At 67.9% G+C, this 17,288-nt stretch carries 18 protein-coding genes; 11 read left to right on the forward strand and 7 right to left on the reverse strand.

Translation table 11 applies throughout. The features are described from left to right. Positions 1-193 precede the first annotated feature (193 nt). Together ACWD0F_RS00005 and ACWD0F_RS00010 are read left to right on the forward strand one after the other, a co-directional pair. Positions 194-1,039, forward strand: coding sequence for an IS5 family transposase (locus tag ACWD0F_RS00005; RefSeq protein WP_449871130.1), 846 nt, complete (start codon positions 194-196; stop codon positions 1,037-1,039). A gap of 15 nt (positions 1,040-1,054) precedes the next feature. Beyond that, positions 1,055-1,465 carry a hypothetical protein gene (locus ACWD0F_RS00010; protein ID WP_449871132.1) on the forward strand — a complete coding sequence of 137 codons (411 nt, stop codon included), beginning with the start codon at positions 1,055-1,057 and terminating at the stop codon, positions 1,463-1,465. On the opposite strand, the gene ACWD0F_RS00015 is transcribed toward ACWD0F_RS00010, so the two are convergent. Next, the gene (locus ACWD0F_RS00015; protein ID WP_449871134.1) at positions 1,453-1,983 is read right to left on the reverse strand and encodes a bifunctional DNA primase/polymerase; all 531 of its coding nucleotides are present in this window, start codon (positions 1,981-1,983) and stop codon (positions 1,453-1,455) included. The genes ACWD0F_RS00010 and ACWD0F_RS00015 overlap by 13 nt on opposite strands. A gap of 322 nt (positions 1,984-2,305) precedes the next feature. On the opposite strand from ACWD0F_RS00015, the gene ACWD0F_RS00020 reads away from it, so the two are divergent. Beyond that, a complete protein-coding gene (locus ACWD0F_RS00020; protein WP_449871136.1) occupies positions 2,306-3,079 on the forward strand; it encodes a maleylpyruvate isomerase N-terminal domain-containing protein in 774 nt (257 codons plus the stop codon). Between the two features lie 291 nt (positions 3,080-3,370). Here ACWD0F_RS00020 and ACWD0F_RS00025 read toward each other — a convergent pair whose 3' ends face one another. Beyond that, a complete protein-coding gene (locus ACWD0F_RS00025) occupies positions 3,371-3,499 on the reverse strand; it encodes a bifunctional DNA primase/polymerase (protein WP_449871138.1) in 129 nt (42 codons plus the stop codon). A gap of 263 nt (positions 3,500-3,762) precedes the next feature. Here ACWD0F_RS00025 and ACWD0F_RS00030 point away from each other — a divergent pair, with 263 nt between their 5' ends. From ACWD0F_RS00030 to ACWD0F_RS00050, 5 genes are all read left to right on the forward strand, one after another. Then, on the forward strand, positions 3,763-3,870 hold the full coding sequence (locus ACWD0F_RS00030; RefSeq protein WP_449871140.1) for a NucA/NucB deoxyribonuclease domain-containing protein: 108 nt from the start codon (positions 3,763-3,765) through the stop codon (positions 3,868-3,870). Next, positions 3,864-4,115 (forward strand): hypothetical protein, encoded by a 252-nt coding sequence (locus ACWD0F_RS00035; protein WP_449871142.1) that lies wholly within the window; start codon positions 3,864-3,866, stop codon positions 4,113-4,115. Before ACWD0F_RS00030 ends, ACWD0F_RS00035 begins: the two co-directional genes overlap by 7 nt. Positions 4,116-4,674: 559 nt before the next feature. Further along, entirely contained in the window at positions 4,675-5,259 is a 585-nt protein-coding gene (locus tag ACWD0F_RS00040) for an RNA polymerase sigma factor (RefSeq protein ID WP_449871144.1), read from the forward strand. Positions 5,260-5,261: 2 nt separating this feature from the next. Further along, on the forward strand, positions 5,262-6,305 hold the full coding sequence (locus tag ACWD0F_RS00045) for a CU044_5270 family protein (RefSeq protein ID WP_449871146.1): 1,044 nt from the start codon (positions 5,262-5,264) through the stop codon (positions 6,303-6,305). A gap of 164 nt (positions 6,306-6,469) precedes the next feature. Further along, positions 6,470-6,688 (forward strand): hypothetical protein, encoded by a 219-nt coding sequence (locus ACWD0F_RS00050; RefSeq protein ID WP_449871148.1) that lies wholly within the window; start codon positions 6,470-6,472, stop codon positions 6,686-6,688. Positions 6,689-6,763: 75 nt separating this feature from the next. Here the strand turns inward: ACWD0F_RS00050 and ACWD0F_RS00055 are convergent, their stop codons facing one another. After that, entirely contained in the window at positions 6,764-7,300 is a 537-nt protein-coding gene (locus ACWD0F_RS00055) for a TetR/AcrR family transcriptional regulator (RefSeq protein ID WP_449871150.1), read from the reverse strand. Between the two features lie 85 nt (positions 7,301-7,385). Between ACWD0F_RS00055 and ACWD0F_RS00060 the strand changes: the two genes are divergently transcribed. Further along, complete coding sequence (locus tag ACWD0F_RS00060; RefSeq protein WP_449871151.1) at positions 7,386-8,531, forward strand: FAD-dependent oxidoreductase; 1,146 nt, start codon at positions 7,386-7,388, stop codon at positions 8,529-8,531. A 56-nt stretch (positions 8,532-8,587) separates the two neighbouring features. On the opposite strand, the gene ACWD0F_RS00065 is transcribed toward ACWD0F_RS00060, so the two are convergent. From ACWD0F_RS00065 to ACWD0F_RS00075, 3 genes are all read right to left on the reverse strand, one after another. After that, the gene (locus ACWD0F_RS00065) at positions 8,588-8,731 is read right to left on the reverse strand and encodes a hypothetical protein (RefSeq protein ID WP_449871153.1); all 144 of its coding nucleotides are present in this window, start codon (positions 8,729-8,731) and stop codon (positions 8,588-8,590) included. A gap of 125 nt (positions 8,732-8,856) precedes the next feature. Next, positions 8,857-10,332 (reverse strand): endo-1,4-beta-xylanase, encoded by a 1,476-nt coding sequence (locus ACWD0F_RS00070; RefSeq protein WP_449871154.1) that lies wholly within the window; start codon positions 10,330-10,332, stop codon positions 8,857-8,859. Between the two features lie 89 nt (positions 10,333-10,421). Next, entirely contained in the window at positions 10,422-11,543 is a 1,122-nt protein-coding gene (locus ACWD0F_RS00075; RefSeq protein WP_449871156.1) for a ricin-type beta-trefoil lectin domain protein, read from the reverse strand. A 536-nt stretch (positions 11,544-12,079) separates the two neighbouring features. On the opposite strand from ACWD0F_RS00075, the gene ACWD0F_RS00080 reads away from it, so the two are divergent. Together ACWD0F_RS00080 and ACWD0F_RS00085 are read left to right on the forward strand one after the other, a co-directional pair. Beyond that, the gene (locus ACWD0F_RS00080) at positions 12,080-12,265 is read left to right on the forward strand and encodes a hypothetical protein (RefSeq protein ID WP_449871158.1); all 186 of its coding nucleotides are present in this window, start codon (positions 12,080-12,082) and stop codon (positions 12,263-12,265) included. Between the two features lie 440 nt (positions 12,266-12,705). Next, the gene (locus tag ACWD0F_RS00085; RefSeq protein WP_449871160.1) at positions 12,706-14,661 is read left to right on the forward strand and encodes an endo-1,3-alpha-glucanase family glycosylhydrolase; all 1,956 of its coding nucleotides are present in this window, start codon (positions 12,706-12,708) and stop codon (positions 14,659-14,661) included. A 166-nt stretch (positions 14,662-14,827) separates the two neighbouring features. Here ACWD0F_RS00085 and ACWD0F_RS00090 read toward each other — a convergent pair whose 3' ends face one another. Further along, the gene (locus ACWD0F_RS00090) at positions 14,828-17,218 is read right to left on the reverse strand and encodes a sensor histidine kinase (RefSeq protein WP_449871162.1); all 2,391 of its coding nucleotides are present in this window, start codon (positions 17,216-17,218) and stop codon (positions 14,828-14,830) included. Positions 17,219-17,288 lie beyond the last annotated feature (70 nt).

Here is a 17,288-nt window from a genome sequence, read left to right on the forward strand (position 1 = left end):
CTCGCAAGGCGGGGCACTCTTTACAAACGACGCGACCCGCCTACCTCGCAGAAGGGGCATATGCCCGCAAGCCATCCCAAGATGCCCACTTAGAGGACGTTTTGAGACTGTATGAGCGTTCTATGCCTGCGCATTCGTAGGGATTTTCCCGGAATGGGTTGACGTTCCGTGTGAGTGCGCTCAACTGACAGTTATGAGCGAGCGGAAGCCGTACCCCAGCGATCTGTCCGATGCGCGGTGGGAGCTGATCCGGCCGGTCATCACCTCGTGGAAGGGCCGGCACCCCTCGGTCAGCGGGTATCAGGGCCGCTACGACATGCGAGAGATCGTGAACGCGATCTTGTACCAGGCCCGGACCGGCTGCCAGTGGCGCTACCTGCCGCACGACCTGCCGCCCCACAGCGCGGTCTACTACTACTTCGCCGCCTGGCGTGATGACGGCACCGACCAGACCATCCATGATCTGCTGCGCTGGCAGGTGCGCGAGCAGGCCGGCCGGGCCGAGGACCCGACCGCGGTGGTGCTGGACACCCAGACCGTGCACACATCCGTCAACGCCCCGGCCGACACCACCGAGCTGGATCCGGGCAAGAAGAGCCGGGGCCGCAAGCGCGGCATCGCCTCCGACGTACTCGGCCTGGTGATCGCGGTGGTGGTGACCGCCGCCAGCGTGCACGACAACGCCATCGGCAGCGCACTGCTGGACAAGGTCGCCGCCGACAACCCGACCGTGACCAAGGCCTGGACCGATGCCGGGTTCAAGAACGCGGTCGCCCAGCATGGCGCCGCTCTGGGCATCGACGTGGAGGTGGTGCAGCGCCATCCGCATACCCTCGGCTTCGCGCCGCTGCCCAAGCGGTGGAAGGCCGAGCAGGTCTACGGCACCCTGATGCTGCACCGCCGGCTGGCCCGCGACCATGAGACGCGGCCGGCCAGTTCCGAGTCGATGATCTATTGGTCGATGACCGACAACATGACCCGCCGGTTGACCGGAACGGCCACACCGACCTGGCGCGATCCCGTCCCGGTGTCGGCCTAGCGACCGGGCAGGCCGATGCGGGAGTTCCTCGAGCGCCTGGCCGAGCGGGAAGCCGCCGCTCAGGCTGAAGCCGATCATCTGCGCGAGCAGATCGGCGAGCTGACGCAGCGGCTGAGCACTGCCGAGCAGGTGCTGTCCCGGCTCCGCGTCACCCGCCAGACGATCCTGGAGATGACCGGCGAGCCGTCCGAGGCATCTTCCGGCGCTGCGGTGCTCTCGCCCGTCTACCGACAGATCCTGACGATCGTGGAACAGGCGCCGGACGGGCTTCGGGTCAAGGACATTTGCCGGATGCTGAACACCGACGTGGATCACAAGCACACCGAGAGCCTGCGCGCCAAACTCAAGCGCATGGTCGCCCGAGGCGTTCTCACCGAACCCGAACCCGGCCTGTTCACGCTGCCCCGATCGGGTCACGACGAATAGAAACCGCTCATCGAAGGCGGCGGGGCAGGTGCGAGTGCCTCGGCGAGCCAGGCCAGGAGCGGTGCGAGTGGTAGGTCGTGCGTGATCTCGTAAGGGCCGGTGCCGTCCGGCTGGGTGACGTGGCTGCCAGGGCCGACGACGTGGCCACCGCAGGCACGGGTGTCGATCAGCCAGCCGAGCCCGCCCTTGTGACCTGCGCTGTTGCGCAGCGGTAGACCCTCAGGCGGGGTGAAGTAGAGATGCGTGCCGCCGCGCCGGGTGCGGACGGTGAAGGTGTCGTCGGGGTACGGCTGGTCGTGCTCGGCACACAGCAGGCGGAAGACGTGCTCTCCGCTCTGTGGGTGATGCTGGGCGAGACCGGCGGGCGGGCGCTCGCCGGGCTTGGGCTGGTCGAGGTCGATCACGACCAGGCGGGACGGGCCGCAGGCGATGCCGACGTTGTACGGCTGGCGCGGCCAGAAGGCGACGATGCGGTTGGTGTCGGTGGTGGCGTGGCGCTCCCAGGTGTCAGCGATCACGTTATTGAGCCACGAAGGCATGATCAACTTCGCCGATTCGAGCCGGACGGTAGCGCCTCGATCATGGAATTGAGCCAGGTCACGACGCGTGCGTGTCGTCTGGACTTGGTCAGTCCAGTCCATAATCCTTTCGGTAGTCCTTCAGGGCTCGCCGGAGGGGTCGGTCATGGCGCGGAAGTCGTTCCACGTGGTCGACATCGCAGAGATCTTGATGCATTGGCATGCAGGCCGTTCCGTCAGAAAGATCGCCAGCAGCCTGGGCGTGGCGCATAACACCGTGGCCAGGTACGTGGCGACCGGAGCGCCGTGATAGACAACCGGCGTGCAAAACATCTTGGAGTTCCCCGAGGTCCTGCGGCTGATCGAAGACCGCTCGGCCGCGTTCCGCGCCGCGATCGCGTCCGCCCCCGACCTTGACGTCCAGGTCCCGACCTGCCCGGACTGGACGCTGCGCGAACTGGCGCAGCACCTCGGCGACGGCCGCCGCCGCCAGGCCGCCATCGTCGCGGCGGGCCCGGGCGCTGAGCTCCCGGCGAGGACGGACCCGAAGGGCGCCCCGACCGCGCCCCGCGATCGCGAAGCCCTGGACGCCTGGCTCGCCGAGTCGACCGAGCTCATGCTCGACGCGATGCGCGAGGCCGGCCCGGACCGCGACTGCTGGACCTGGTGGGGCCGCTCGCAGGCCCCGGAGACCAGCGGAGCCGTGGCCCGGCACCAGATCCAGGAGATCGCCGTCCACACCTACGACGCCCAGCTCACCCAGGGGGCCGCACAGCCGCTGCCGACGGACGTCGCGGTCGAGGGCGTCGACGAATTCCTGACGACCGTCTCGGCGACGACCGTCCCCTGGCCGTTCAAGCCGGCGACCATCGACCTGCACACGACCGAGGGCCGCTCCTGGCGCCTGACCCTCAACGCCGACGGCGTCCGCTGCGACGACCTCGCCGCCGACGCGGAGCCGGGCGACATGGCGATGCGAGGCGCAGCGAGCGAACTGGTCCTCTACTTCTACGCGCGCGTCCCGCTCGACGGCCTGGAGACCACCGGCGACACCGAGCCGATGGAGCAGCTCGCAGACTGGGACCCGAACGCGTAAAACGCGCACTTGTGACGCATCTGTCGGTGGTGCGGGCGCCACTGGGCCCGGGGTTGCGGACATCGCGCGGCTGCGGGCAGGCTGCGGGCCTGCTGTTCAAGGGCGAAGGGCGCACCTGCGGGCGGCTCGCGCTCGACTGACCCTCGCTTCCCTCGATCAACCCCAGGCGACCCAAGCCCCAGGCGTCGCACCGAATCAGGGGAAAACTCTCATAGCGGCAGATATTGGACATCCGCTACTGATGGGGAGGCGACGTCGGGTGGCTCAATTCCGTGATCGTTGCCCGGCTCATTAGACGAGCGCTGACACCCAGGCGGTGAAGCCGCGCAACGGCTTCTTGCCGCGTGGGGTGAGCGGGAAGACACGCCAGCCACGGGCGGCGGCTTGGAGAGCGGCGCGGGTCAGGTCAGGCCACCCCATTGGACGCCTCCTTGGCCCCAAGAAGCCGGAGGTGGTAGCCCTCGGCAGGGACGTGCATGAGTGCGTCCAATGGGGTGGCGGTGTGCGCGTCGGGCGTGTAGCGATTCCGGCCGAGGTGGTTGAGGTCTCACGGACAAAGGCACTACCGCCCAGAAACGCTGGCCGGGCCTTCCCGACGAGGTCGAGGTGGGGATTCGAGAACTTAGAGGAGTGAACTACCGCAAATACTATTTCTATGACACGTACACGAATGCACCCGGGACATGGTGCTCCACGGCGTTCCGAAGCAGGAATCGATTCAATGCGACGAGTATCCGTTCGCGTCGACAAAGGAAGGCGCCGGCAAGCAGGACGGCAACGCGGCGTGGTGATATTCGTTGCGTCCGGCAGCGAGCTGACCGAGCCGTACCGAGTGGCGGCCCTGCTGGCCGCCATCCAGGCCAACGCACTGACCCGAGTCAGCGACCACGGGGCGGCCATCCGCTGGTGGAGCACCGCTCGTAAGACCGCTGACACCTCCAGAGACCTTGAGCTCCGTCTTCTGGTTCGCAGCGAAGAGGCAATTCACGGTCTGTACGGCAGCTACGCCGTACCAGAACGTGGTTCAGCCGCCTGAACGGGTCTTGATCATTCCAGTCGATCGCAAGAGACCACCCGTTTTCCAGCCCACAGAAGTACCTACTTGGGGGCTATGGGGCTAGAAAATCTTAGGACTTACTCGTCTAGACCTCATCGCACCGGACCGATCGGGAAGCTTTCATCGCAGGTCAGAAGCTACTTCGTTGAATTTTCCGCCATTGGGCGTGGCTCTTGGCGCGCTCTCGGGCGCGTGCTGGTTGGAATCTGTGAGGGTCAGGGCAACGGCGGTCCTGCCAACGCCCGGCGGAAACGGATTTATCTCGATGCGACCGTGGTTCAGCCCGCCGTTGAAGACTCCGTGGCCGCAGCGAAGGAGGAACTGCGGCCCCAGAACAACACAGTGGAGCGGCTCCGAGGCGTCGCCACCATGACTCGGTGATCAGCGTGCTGGCCGACGACAACCGGGTGCCAGGACGGGCACCGCGTCTGCGGGGCCGGGAGCGTGAACACTTTTGGGGTGATCGGCGAAGGAAGGACGATGAATCCCCACGAGGAAGGTGGCCGATGACGCCCAGAGCGATGGCGAGAGCCGTGACATGACCCCGGTGCCGGAGCAGGCGGATGACGCCACTGACGCCATGATCATCGAACGGTCCTTACGGCAGCCGGAATGCTTCGCCGCGCTGTTCGACCGCTACTATTCCTCGATTCACGGCTACGCCGAGCGGCGGCTGTCTCGCCCGCTGGCCGACGATATCGCCGCCGAGACGTTCCTGATCGCGTTCGACCGGCGCGACACCTACGACCTGTCCCGATCGGACGTCCGGCCGTGGCTGTACGGGATCGCCTCGAACCTGATCTCCCGCCACTACCGGGCCGAGATCCGGCAGTACCGCGCGCTGGCCAGGACGGACGCGGGGGAGTTCGTCGAGGACCACGCCGAGCGGGTCGTGGACTCGGTCGCCGCCCTCGCCACCCGCGGTCGGCTGGCGGCGGCGCTGGCCGGGTTGGCGGCCGGAGACCGGGACGTGCTTCTGCTGGTCGCCTGGGCCGAGCTGACCTCCGACGAGGTCGGCAGGGCACTCGGCGTGCCGGCGGGCACGGTCCGCTCGCGCCTGCACCGTGCTCGTACGAAGATCCGGGCCGTGCTGGATCCAGCACTCACCAGGAAGGAGCGCTAATCATGAGCGAACACTCGGTGGCTGATCTGGAGGCCCTGCGCCAGTCCTGGCCACAGCCCGCCCCACCGTCCCCTGACGCCTATTCCGCCGCCAGAGACGCGCTCCTCCAGCGGGCCACGGCGGTGGCGCCCCAGCGTGCCGGTGGTTTCCGCCTGCCCAGGGCTGGTCGACGGGCGGCCACGGTCGGTGTGCTCGCCGCCGTGATCACGGCGGTCGCACTGGTGATCAACCCCGTGGGCGTCGAGGCGCCGCGTTCTGTCGTGCCCGGCCTGGCGATGCCGGCGGCCAACGCGCAGGTGCTGCTCGGCCGGGCGGCCGAGGCAGCCGGGAGCCGGGCGTTCACCGGCCCCCGGCCTGACCAGTGGGTCTACATCGAGACCCGCAGACAGGGCGTCGGGAATGCTGCCCCAGGCGAGGTGCAGACCCCGCGAACGCCGCTGGAGACCAGCATGGACCGGTCATGGACCCGAGCCGACGGCAAAGAGGTAGCCCTCTTCGAGGACGGCGAACTGGTCCGCTCGGCCACCGGCGGCGGCATGCCTCCCACGGACTATGCCACGGTGGCGGCACTCCCCACGGATCCCGATGCGCTGCTGGCGTGGATGTACGCCAACAGCGGCAATCTGCACAATTCCGAGGAGGACCGGCACAACTGGGCCTACCGGTTGCTTGGCTCATTGCTCGCCCAAAACCTGGTGCCCCCGGCGCAGGAGGCGGCCGTCTACCGGGCCCTGGCCAAGATCCCTGGGGTGACGGTGAACCCAGGCGCGGTCGACGTCGATGCGCGTCCGGCGGTGGCGGTGGCCCGTGTCGAAGCCGGCTGGGTAAGCCATGAACTGCTGCTCGACCGCTCCACCTATACCTATCTGGGCGAGCGCGCGGTGGCCAAAGCTGACTACACCGCTCCAGAACCGGGCGTCCGCGTCGAAGAGGGCCGGAAGATCATCCACAAGGGGCCCTCCTACACGATCAAGAAAGGAACGATCTTGACACTCGCTGTCCGTCTGGACATCGGCGTCACCGATCGGCCCGGGGTACGGCCCTGAGCGGTGGTCGCCAGCGCGGGTGGGTACTGGCTGCGGAGTCGCTGCTGCTGGCGCTTCCCTCGGCTCTCAACCTGGCCGGCGGGCTTACCTGGATCTGGACGCCGTCGCTGCCGCTGCCGCTGCTGGACCTGTTGGCGCGGGCGGGACTGCTCGACGCGTGGCTGGTGGCGGACCTTCTCGCCGCCATGGGCGTCCTGGGGGCGGTGGGGGTGGCGGCGCAGGCCGCGCGGGCGTGGGTGGCCGGCGCGCTGCCGATCGCCGCGGTTTCGGCGATCAGCCTAGCCGTCGCCGTGATCGGAGGCGGGTGGCTCCCCGCAGGGTACGGCGTGGCATACGCCGCCACGCTGATCCTGTTGCGAACCTCCTGGGCGGCAAAGCCTTGATCCAGGCCGATCGTCAAGATGCTCGACCACTGGTGCTACGGCCGCGCGGTCACGGGGCGCCCAACGCGGAGGGCATCACTCCGCGAGATACCGCTGGATCGTGGGACTCAGCCAGGCGACCAGCTCTTCCTCCGACATCGCCACCATCGGCGGAAATTTCAGGATGTAGCGGGACAGGGCCACGCCCAGCAACTGCGAGCCGACGAGCGAAGCCCGCATGGGAGCACGCTCCGGGTCACCGGTGAGGCTGATCACGAGCGGGATGACCTGGCCGCCGAGGATCGTGCGCATCCGTCCGGCGGCGGCCTCGTTCGTCACCCCGGTGCGCAGCAGGACCTGCAGCCCTTCGTCGGCCTCCCACGTGCGCAGGAAGTGGCGGACCAGGCCGGCGCCGGCCTGGTCGGGCGGCAGCTCGGGCAGTTCCAGGTCGAAGTCGGCCGCGGCGGCGAACAACTTCTCCTTGTTGCCGAAGTAGCGCATCACCATGGCCGGGTCGATCCGCGCGTCGGCGGCGATGCCCCTGATGGTGGCCTTGTCATAGCCGTCGGCGGCGAAACGTTCGCGGGCCGCGGCCAGGATCACGGCTTTGGTCTCGGCGGAGGATCTCCTCATGTCAACGATTGTAGGCCAACATCTGTTGACATCCCAATGCCTCCGGCTTAGATTCATGCCAACAGCCGTTGACCTAGGAGTCGACATGAAGACCGAAGTGCTCATCGCCGGAGCCGGACCCGCCGGGCTCACCGCCGCGATCGTCCTGGCCCAGCGCGGCAGGCAGGTCCTGATCGTGGACGCGCAGACGGAGGGCGCCAGCACCTCCCGCGCCGCCGTCGTGCACGCACGCACCCTGGAGCTGCTGGAGCCGTACGGCGTGACGGACCGGCTGGTCGCGCACGGCATTCACACCCCGGCCTTCACCATCCGCGACCGTGACGAAGTCCTGGTGCCGGTGCCCTTCGACGGCTTGCCCACCGCCTACCCCTACACCCTGATGATCTCCCAGGCCGACACCGAGGCCTACCTGCTGGCCCGCCTGGAAGAGCTCGGCGGCAAGGTGCTGAGGCCCGCCCGGGTGAGCGGCGTCGAGCAGGACGCCGACGGCGTCACCGCCACCCTGGACGACGGGCAGCGGATCCGCGCCGCCTACCTGATCGGCGCCGACGGCCTGAACAGCACGGTCCGCGAGAGCGCCGGAATCGGCTTCACCGGCGGCACCTACGCCGAGTCGTTCGTCCTGGCCGACGTGCGCCTGTCGGGCGGGGTGCCGCACAACGAGGTCATCCTGTACTTCTCCCCCGCCGGGCTGGTCGTCGTCGCCCCGCTGCCCGGCGGTCTGCACCGCATCGTCGCCACCGTGGAGGAGGCCCCCAAGGAGCCCGGCGTCCCCTTCGTGCAGCGGCTGCTCGACACCCGCGGCCCCGAGGCCGAGCCCGCGCGGGTGGAGGAGCTGATCTGGGGTTCGCGCTTCCGGGTGCACCACCGCATCGCCGACACCTACCGCCAGGGCCGCATCCTGCTGGCCGGCGACGCCGCCCACGTGCACTCGCCCGCCGGGGGCCAGGGCATGAACCTGGGCATCGACGACGCCGTGCACCTGGGCGAGGTGCTGGCCCGGGTGCTCGACGGCGAGCCGGAGGCGCTGCTCGACGCCTATGCCGCCACCCGTCGCCCGCAGGCCGAGCAGGTGGTCGCCCTCGCCGGGCGGCTCACCAAGCTGGCCACCGCCGCCGCGGGCCGCCGCGTGCTGCGCAACCTCATCCTCGGGCTGGCCGGCCGCATCCCCGCCATCCGCACCCGCCTGGCCTGGCAGTTGTCCGGCCTGAACAGAAGGCAGGCCTCGTGAACGCCCGCCGCGCCCGAAGGGAGACATCGTGAGACTCGTCAACGATCATCTCGCCGTCAAGGCCCGCCTGGTCGAGCCGAGCGGCCGGCCGGGCACCGCAGCCCGATCTGGTGGAAGTGGTGCAGGGTCCGCACCGTCAGCCCGGTCGCGGCGGCGAGCTCGCCGAACGCGTCGTGCCCTGCTGGGGTAGGCCTTGTCATCGCTCAGGGAGTCCGGCTTCTTGCCGGCCGGCCGACCGCCCTGGCAGATCTGGGGGCTCAGCGGCCGGCGCCGGTCCAAGCCGTCGGACGGCTTGGACCGGCGGGTTGTCGTCGCTGATCGGGGGTTAGGCTTTGGTCCATCTCTGGGTGGCTTGGCCATTGCAGGTGGCGACGGTGACGGCGCTGGTGTTGGTGGTGCCGTTCACCGCCAGGCACAGGTTGCCGGCCCCGTTGGTGACGGTGCCGCTGGAGGTGAAGGTCCACTGCTGGTTGGAGTTGCTGTGGCAGTCCCACAACTGGATGCGGGTGCCGGATCCGGCGTTCGTCGGGGCGTCCAGGCACTTGCCCAGGGTCTGCAGCCGGTTACCGGTAGCGGTGAACTGCTGGTTGGGGTTGCTGTGGCAGTCATAGATCTGCAGCTGGGTGCCGTTGGCACTCGCGCTGTTGGGCGCATCGACACACCGGCCCGCCCCCTCGTTACGCAGCCGGAACGAAGTCCCGGGCGTCGGGGTCACGGTGGGGGTGACGGTCGGGGTGACGGTGGGCGTTACGGTCGGGCTCGGGCCGGCGGCGTTGAGTGCGGCCAGGACCGAGGTGTAGGCGGGCTTCTTGTTGCTGCCGCTGAACAGCAAGGGAGTGTCACCCGAGCGCCAGGAGTCCTGATCGCGGACGCCCCAGACGGTGAGGCCGTTGCAGCGGGGGACGGCCAGGCAGTCGTTGGTGACGGCAGCGTAAGTTTGTGCGGAGGCGCCCTGAATGTCCAGTTCGGTGATCTGGACGTCGACGCCGAGGGCGGCGAAGCTGGAGATGGTGGTGCGGTAGTTGCTGTTGTAGGGACTTCCGCTGTTGAAGTGGGACTGCAGGCCGACGCAGTCGATGGGGACGCCGCGCTGCTTGAAGTCGCGGACCATGTTGTAGACGCCCTGGGTCTTGGCCGCGGTCCAGTTGTCGATGTTGTAGTCGTTGTAGCAGAGCTTGGCGGCGGCGTCGGCGGCGCGGGCGGTGCGGAACGCGACCTCGATCCAGTCGTTGCCGGTGGACTGCAGATTGGAGCTGCGGCGGCCGCCGCCACTGCCGTCGGCGAAGGCCTCGTTGACCACGTCCCAGGCGTAGATGTTGCCGCGGTAGTGGGCCATCACGCCGTTGATGTGGTCGATCATGGCCTGGCGCAGCGTGCTGCCGCTGAGGGACTGCATCCATCCGGGCTGCTGGGAGTGCCAGGCCAGGGTGTGGCCCCGGACCCGCTTGCCGTTCTGCCTGGCCCAGTTGTAGACCCGGTCGGCGTTGGTGAAGGTGAACTGACCCCGATTGGGCTCGGTGGCGTCGATCTTCATCTCGTTCTCGGCCGTCACCATGTTGAACTCGGCGTTGGCGATCGTGGTGTACGCCGAGTCACCGAGCTTACCCGCACTGATGGCGGTGCCGAAGTACCGGCCGCTCTGCGCGGCCGCCGCGCCGAGCGTACTCTCCGCGGCAGTCGCGGGATTCTGCGCCGTCAGGACCGCGACCACGGCGACGACGCCTAAGGCGCCGGCGAGCAGGACCCGGAGGCCGCCGGCGGGGCGCCGGATTCCGGGCGAGGGTGTGGCATTCGTGCTCATGACTGAGCCTCCAATGATCTGATCATGGAAGAGCGGAGGAGACGCGAGGACATCCCGCCGGACCGGCGTGGAATTGCTGGTGTGCCGGGCTATGCCTGGGTCCATCGTTGGGTGGCTTGGCCGTTGCAGGTGGCGACGGTGACGGCGCTGGTGTTGGTGGTGCCGTTCACCGCCAGGCACAGGTTGCCGGCCCCGTTGGTGACGGTGCCGCTGGAGGTGAAGGTCCACTGCTGGTTGGAGTTGCTGTGGCAGTCCCACAACTGGATGCGGGTGCCGGATCCGGCGTTCGTCGGGGCGTCCAGGCACTTGCCCAAGGTCTGCAGCCGGTTACCGGTAGCGGTGAACTGCTGGTTGGGGTTGCTGTGGCAGTCATAGATCTGCAGCTGGGTGCCGTTGGCACTCGCGCTGTTGGGCGCATCGACACACCGGCCCGCCCCCTCGTTACGCAGCCGGAACGAAGTCCCGGGCGTCGGGGTCACGGTGGGGGTGACGGTCGGGGTCGGGGTGGAGGTGCCACCCTCCAGACTGCCGGGCACCGAGCGAAGCGCGTTGTACCAGACGGTCGCCATCTTGGCGTAGCCGCCGGCGTTGGGGTGGACTCCATCGGCCAGGTCCGCGGTGGTCAGCGCGCTGTACATGTTGACCAGGTGCACATGGCGGCCGGCGTTGGCCCGGCTCTGCACCAGGCTTGGGATGGCCGCGTTGAACGTCCGGACGGCCGCGTCGGCGCCGGAAAGCGGGATGATCGTCGCCACGAACACCTCGGTGTCGGGCGCCGTGCCGGTGATGCGGTCGAGCAGGGTGCCGAGTCGCGCCGGCGCGCCGCCCGGGTTCTGGAACATGTCGTTGGTGCCGATGTGCAGAAGCACGGTACGAGGCGTGTAGGTGCGCAGCCAGTTGACGATGTTGGCGTCGATCTGGTCGATCCGCCACCCGGAGTGGCCTTCGTGGTCATGGTCGCCGAGGCCGGCAGGCCCGTTGAACATGGACCCGGCGAAGTCGACCGTGTAGCCGTCGGCGACCAGCTTCTGCCACAGATTGATCCGGTAACCGCCTGGCACGGTAAGGCCGTCGGTGATCGAGTCGCCCAGCGGCATCACCCGTACCCCGCCGTTGGACTCGGCGCCGGCCACACCCGCGGCGTACACCACCATCGCGATCAGCGTTGAGCCAGCCGCCAGGCCCGCGAGCAGGCGCTTCAATCTCGCCATGGATGACCCGTTCCCTTCTCCACGCCGGGAGCACGGTGATCAAGTTTCGCGTATATGGGTAACAGCGCAGGTCAGGGCGGTGTGCTCGGCAGCATCTTCGCGGAGCTTCGAGCAGTGTTCCCTTTTCACTGTTGGTGAGAGTCGTCGGTGCGAACGGAGCAAATCTGACAGAGCGAAGTTCCGTCAAGGAGCTTGCAACCCCGCATACCGGCACCTGCGCGCCGATGTCGCCCTCAACTGCGATATCGGCGCGATACGTCCACCGTTGCGACATCCCGGCCGATGAAACTTTCACCCCCACGAGCTCCGAAACTTTCGACCAGGACCGTTCAACCGACCTCAATCGCGACCATTCCCGCGAGATCTCCGATAGATCAGAAACTTTCGGAACCGATATGAGCAGGTGAGGGCCATCAAACATCCGACCTGTGGGCCGAAACATATCGGCCAAATGCTTGACACATTTCGTAAGCCTTTTCGGCGGCCAGCCGTCGGCTGGAGCGGCCAGGCCGGCTACTCCTCCGCGATCGCGGCCGATGCCCAGGCCCACCGCTGGGTCACCACCCACCGGCAGCGGCTATGACGGCTTCACCGTCGCCCAAGCCGTCCACACCGCGTTGACCGGCGGCGACGTGAATGCCTGCATCTACTGGTACGCCGCCTCCACCGGCTGCGAGAACAGCCGGATCTCACCACCGCCGGGCGCCCCTTCGAGGCGCTGACGCTCACTCTGGACGGCACCGGCCCGCGACGTTGACCTGCGGCGCCATGGAGATGGCGCGCCCGCGCCCGCTCTGCTGCTTCCAGGGTCCCACCACGACCACGTCGGCCTTCGCGCCGCACACAGCGTCAGCACCAGCCGACCGAAGCGGACCATCGAGTGAAGAGCGCATGAACGGAAGCGCTCCGCGCGCGTGCTCGTTGACCGACATGCCGGGGATGGCGGCGTGGATCTCGCCAATGCCTCCATAGGCGCTCTCTCAGAAAACTCGACATTTCACACGAGTTCTACGCTGGAGTGCCTCTCACCGGAATAGTCACGTTCCAATAAGGCGACTTACCCGAAAAATCGGATCAGCCGGCGGAGTTTGCCGCACACTTGATCATGGAACAGACGGCCTTCGTCCCCCCGGGGGCCCAAACCGCGAACCAAGGAACATGGATGAATCGCCTCAAGGCGTTACTTGCTACCGTGGCGACATTCGCCACCCTGGGAACCGTCACCGTCACCTCCGCCCAGGCGGCCGCCGTCGCGCCGGTCAGCGTGACGTTCGCCGCCGCGGAAGATGTGTTCATCAGCCAGGCCGAGCCCGCCAAGAGCTTCGCCACCGCGACATGGGTGAGCGTCTGCGGCTCCGCCTGCGGCGGCTCCGCCGCGGGGCAGCGCATCGGCCTGACCCGCTTCAAGGTCACCGGCATCCCGGAAGACGCCGAGGATGTCAAGGTCACGCTGGACGTCGTCTCGGCCAGGACGACCGACACGACCATCGCCGCCCGCACGGTGACGGGCACCTGGAGCGAGGCGGCCACCACCTGGAACACCCGGCCGACGATCGGTGAGACCGCCGTCGGCTCGCACACCGGCTTCACGACCGGCGCGACGGCCAAGCTGGACGTCTCGACGGCCGTCAAGGGCGACGGCACCTACGCCTTCGCCCTCACCGGGACGGCCGCCACCACGACCGTCCTGATGTCCTCGCGCGAGACCGGGAACCGCGGTCCGAAGCTCACCGTCACCTACACCGAGGGCACCGGCGAGGAGCAGACGGACGGGCCGCTGCCCTTCACCCTGCCCGGGACGGCGGCGCTGCGGGCCTCGGGCAAGAAGGTGTTCGCGCACTACTTCACCCCGTACCCGCTCTCCCTGGACAACCAGGCGCCCGCGAACGACTACTACGCCAGGAACTACCTCAAGCCGGAAGGCGAGAGCGGCAAGCACGCCGCGTACGGCGGCCTGCTCCGCGACCGGCCGCTGGGACGCGACCCGATCACCGGCGACTACGCGCTGGCGGACTTCAAGACCGAGATCAAGCAGGCCATCGCCGCGGGCCTGGACGGCTTCACCGTCGACATCCTCTCCGTGACCAGCGCACACTGGACCCGGGTGCAGAGCCTCATCAAGGCCGCCGAAGCCGTCGACCCCGGCTTCAAGATCGTCCTCATGCCGGACACGAACGGACTGGCCTCGGTCGACAGCGCCACCTTGGCCACCGCCATGGCCAAGCTCGCCGCGTCGAAGTCCGTCTACCGGCTCGCCGACAACCGCCTGGTCGTCGCCCCCTTCAAGGCCGAAGGCCGGACCGCCGCCTGGTGGTCCGACTGGATGAAGACCATGGAGACCACGCACGGGATCAAGGTCGCCCTGGTGCCCTGCTTCCTCGACTTCAACAAGAACCGCGACGCCTTCGCCTCGATCAGCTACGGCTTCTCGAACTGGGGCGGCCGCAACCCGGCGGCCAACGCCAACCTGACCACCAACATCACCACCGCGCACGGCATGGACAAGATCTGGATGCAGCCGGTGTCCGTCCAGGACGAGCGCCCCAACCAGGGCACCTTCGACGAGGCCGGTAACACCGAGAACCTCCGGGCCACCTGGAAGGGCGCGATCGACGGCAAGGCCGACTGGATTCAGCTCACCACCTGGAACGACTACTCGGAGAACACCCAGTTCGCCCCCTCCAAGAACGCGGGCTGGACCTATCTGGACATCAACGCCTACTACCTGACCTGCTACAAGCTGGGCTGTCCGAAGATCACCAATGACGTGGCGTACCTCACCCACAGGATCCAGCCGGCCGCGGCCGCGCCGACGTACGCGCAGACCAAGCTGATGAAGCTGCGCGGCGGCAGCACCGCGGCCCGCAACACGGTCGAGGTGCTCAGTATGCTCACCGCGGCCGGCAAGGTGTCCGTCACGATCGGCGGCACGACGCAGACCTATGACGCGCCCGCCGGGGTGTCCGCCAAGACGTTCCCGTTGCAGGCCGGGACCGCTTCGGCCACCGTGACCAGGAGCTCCGCCACGGTGGCGAAGGTTGTCTCGCCTTACCCGATCACCACGACGCCGTACGTGCAGGACCTGCACTATCGCGCGGCCTCCAGCGAACGCTCCTGACACCGGACAGCAGCAAGCACCGCGGTCCTGACGCTGACAGCGTCAGGATCGCGGGCGCCGGAGGGCTACGTCGATGTGCTGGGTGTCCGGCACGACAATGCGCGGGTCGGCATGGACCGTGAGGACACGGGCTTCCACGATGACCGGCCGGATCGGCTTTCTATCCTCACAGAACATCCTCCAAGGCATGCTCACCGCTCGTGGTGCCCTTGCCGCTTACGGCACTCTGCGGGATACGGACAGTCAGCTCGAAGCGGCCCTCGGTCCCGGGTTCGGCTGTGAGCGTCCCACCCATGGCGACGACGCGGTCGGTCATGTTCCGGATGCCGCTGCCCGCGGAATCAGCATCCGCAAGCTCCGTCGCCCCGTCGTTGGTGATGCGCAGGCACACGCCATGCTCATCAGCACGAATCATGATGTCGCACTGCAGGCCCTTGCTGTGTCGCAGCACATTGGTGACTCCCTCGCGCAGAACCGTGGCGAGCACCGTGGCGACGTCCGTGGGCAACGGTGGGTGGCCGACATCCATGCGCACGTCCAGGTCGGCGCTGGCCAGGAGCGATTCAGCGGTTCGGCACTCCTCCTCGAGCGACATCTCGCGATGGTCGCTGGCCACGGAGCGAGCGTCGGCCAGGGCACGCCGGCAGATCTGGAGCATGTCCTCGAGCACGCCGCGGGCACGAGCAAGGTCGCGTGAGAGCAGCCGGCGGGCGAGGTCGGCCTTCAGCGTGATCGCCGAAAGGCTCAGTCCGAGAAGGTCATGCAGGTCTTGCGCGAAGCGCAGCCGCACCTCGCCCAGCGCGACCTCGGCCAGTTCGAGCCGGGCGGCCTGCGATTGGCGTACTGAGCGCACCATCCACGTCAGGCCATAGGTGATCAGGGCAAGGTCCACCGTGACGATGACGTAGGAGAAGTCCAGAGGCAGGTCGTTGCTGAAGGTGAGCTGGGCCCAGATGTCGACGCCGATGACCGCGGCGAACACGCTCCAGCCGATCGCCGGGCGCAGCACCAGCAGCGCGCTGGCCGCCAGAAATCCCTGGAGTCCGACCTGCCACTGCTGGAACTGCAGGATCGGCAGGTACACGAGCAATGCTTGGAGGGCCAGCAGCGGATACATCGTCGCGGGGCGCAGCTTGATCCGCGGCCGGCTGAAGTAGGCCAGTTGCAGCACGAGCGCGGTGAGCAGGTAGGCCGTGACGAGGAGTGGCGTCCACACTGCCGCCGGCACGTCTGCCTGCGTCTGGGTCACGTAGAACTGACGCAGCACCGCCTGCACGAAGAGCCCGCAGAAGACTGCCACGACGAGGCCGCTGGCGAGCTTGGGCTCGATGTTGGGCATGGACGTCTTGATCTCGTCGGTCATGTCGGCGGGGGTGCTCTCAGCCTGCGCGGGCACCGGAAGCACGATGTGCAGCCGCGACCGATCACCGGCCGCCGTATCGGTGAGTTCACCTCGCAGCCTCGACACCGTGGCGGCCAGGTCGTCCCGGCCGCCGCCCGATCCTGCCGCTACCGGGCCGAGCCCGTCATGGAGGATGTCGATCGTGATCGAGTCGTGCCGCTGCCGCAGGATGATCTCGCACTGCCGGACCTGCGGGTGCAGAAGGACATGCGCGACACCTTCCCGCAGGACGGCCGCGAGCGTGCCACGCATTCGCGGCACGACATCGCGGCTGTCGAGGTCCATCCGCACCTCGACGTCGGAGGCCGCGAGCATCGTCGCAAGGGTCGCGGCCTCGTCGCCGAGGGAGATCTCACGATAGGCCCGGGCGATCGAGCGCAGATCGTCCAGTGCTCTCCGGGAGATTTCCAGGATCTCGGAGAGTTCCTGCCCCGCCTGGTCCGGCCTGCGCCGCAGCAGCCGCAGCACGAGCTCTCCTTTGGGGGCGATGGCCGACAGGCTCGCCCCCAGGAGGTCGTGCACATCCTGAGTGAGACGCAGCCGCTCCCGCGCGACCGTGGCTTTGGCCAGCTCGTCACGGGCCTCGTACAGCGCGGTCACGAGCCGGGCCAGCGCGACCAGGCCGTAGATGGTCAAGGCGACGGTGGCCGCGTTCACCGCGACATAGACCACGTCGAGCAGCACGCCGTTGATCACGTATTGCACGACGCCGGTGCCCGCGATGATGCCGGCGAACGCCACCCAAGCCACCGATGGGCGGAACACCAGCAGAACGCCGGCGGCGAGGAAGGGGGTTTGGCTGACCCACGACTGATGGAAGACGGCCAATGGCAGGTAGACCAGACACGCTTGCACGACGAGCACGACATAGGAGAGCGCCGAGTGCAGATGGGTGCCCGGCCGGCAGAAGTAGAAATACTGCAGGCCCAGCAGGGCGGCCAGGATCGTGACCGCCAGCGTCATCTCAAGAGGGCTGTGCTGCGATGCGTTCACCCACAACAGCGCGGTGCCGCCGAAGCCGCAGAACACCACCGCGACGATTGCCCGGGCCAGCGATGGTGCGATCAGCGCGCGCAGATCGTCGGAGGCGTGGTCCTTTTCGGGACGGCGGGGAACCGCAGACAGGCCCATCTCATCAGCGGTCGAGAACCTCATGCCCGCCTCACTATCGCCCTACGATGCGGGTCGATCACCGCGTTCGGCTGAGGCTTGATTATAGGTGATG

It is taken from the genome of Nonomuraea sp. NPDC002799, from assembly GCF_053592075.1.

Coding starts and splice junctions, on each gene's coding strand:
- ACWD0F_RS00005 (WP_449871130.1), top strand. CDS start 194: ATGAGCGAGCGGAAGCCGTACCCCAGCGATCTGTCCGATGCGCGGTGG.
- ACWD0F_RS00010 (WP_449871132.1), top strand. CDS start 1,055: ATGCGGGAGTTCCTCGAGCGCCTGGCCGAGCGGGAAGCCGCCGCTCAG.
- ACWD0F_RS00025 (WP_449871138.1), bottom strand. CDS start 3,499: ATGGGGTGGCCTGACCTGACCCGCGCCGCTCTCCAAGCCGCCGCCCGT.
- ACWD0F_RS00030 (WP_449871140.1), top strand. CDS start 3,763: ATGGTGCTCCACGGCGTTCCGAAGCAGGAATCGATTCAATGCGACGAG.
- ACWD0F_RS00040 (WP_449871144.1), top strand. CDS start 4,675: ATGACCCCGGTGCCGGAGCAGGCGGATGACGCCACTGACGCCATGATC.
- ACWD0F_RS00045 (WP_449871146.1), top strand. CDS start 5,262: ATGAGCGAACACTCGGTGGCTGATCTGGAGGCCCTGCGCCAGTCCTGG.
- ACWD0F_RS00055 (WP_449871150.1), bottom strand. CDS start 7,300: ATGAGGAGATCCTCCGCCGAGACCAAAGCCGTGATCCTGGCCGCGGCC.
- ACWD0F_RS00060 (WP_449871151.1), top strand. CDS start 7,386: ATGAAGACCGAAGTGCTCATCGCCGGAGCCGGACCCGCCGGGCTCACC.
- ACWD0F_RS00065 (WP_449871153.1), bottom strand. CDS start 8,731: ATGACAAGGCCTACCCCAGCAGGGCACGACGCGTTCGGCGAGCTCGCC.
- ACWD0F_RS00070 (WP_449871154.1), bottom strand. CDS start 10,332: ATGAGCACGAATGCCACACCCTCGCCCGGAATCCGGCGCCCCGCCGGC.
- ACWD0F_RS00075 (WP_449871156.1), bottom strand. CDS start 11,543: ATGGCGAGATTGAAGCGCCTGCTCGCGGGCCTGGCGGCTGGCTCAACG.
- ACWD0F_RS00080 (WP_449871158.1), top strand. CDS start 12,080: ATGCCCAGGCCCACCGCTGGGTCACCACCCACCGGCAGCGGCTATGAC.
- ACWD0F_RS00085 (WP_449871160.1), top strand. CDS start 12,706: ATGAATCGCCTCAAGGCGTTACTTGCTACCGTGGCGACATTCGCCACC.
- ACWD0F_RS00090 (WP_449871162.1), bottom strand. CDS start 17,218: ATGAGGTTCTCGACCGCTGATGAGATGGGCCTGTCTGCGGTTCCCCGC.